Genomic DNA, 401 nt, shown 5'->3' with positions numbered 1-401 from the left:
GAGGGTACCGGGGGGAGACCGGGCATGGTCATGATTTCACCGGTGAGGGCCACAATAAAGCCCGCCCCCGCGGATATCTTCACGTTACGGACATTGAGCCGCCAGCCCTTCGGCGCACCCTTCAGCTCTATCTTGTCAGAAAAACTGTATTGCGTCTTCGCCATACAGATCGGCACCTTGTCCAGCCCCAGCTTTTCAAGCTGCGCTATCTGCTTCTGCGCGTTCGGCTCAATGTCTACTCCGTCCGCATGGTAGATCTTCGTAGCAATGGCTTCAATCTTTTCTTTAATCGATGCTTTTTCGTCATAGCTGAACGTAAAGTTGTTGGACACATCGCAGAGTTTGACTACCTCTTCCGCCAAAGCCGTTCCGCCTTCTCCGCCCTTTTCCCATACATCGGA

The 401-nt window shown here is 53.4% G+C and carries 1 protein-coding gene; it reads right to left on the bottom strand.

The window, feature by feature from the left end; translation table 11 throughout:
* The coding region (locus TPRIMZ1_RS19220) for a formate--tetrahydrofolate ligase (protein WP_010261728.1) at positions 1-401 on the bottom strand (401 nt) is incomplete at both ends.

Origin of the sequence: Treponema primitia ZAS-1 (assembly GCF_000297095.1) — a bacterium.
Lineage (GTDB): Bacteria > Spirochaetota > Spirochaetia > Treponematales > Breznakiellaceae > Termitinema > Termitinema primitia_A.
The sequence above is the reverse complement of the archived record's forward strand: the minus strand, read 5'-3'. Positions and strand labels throughout refer to the sequence as shown.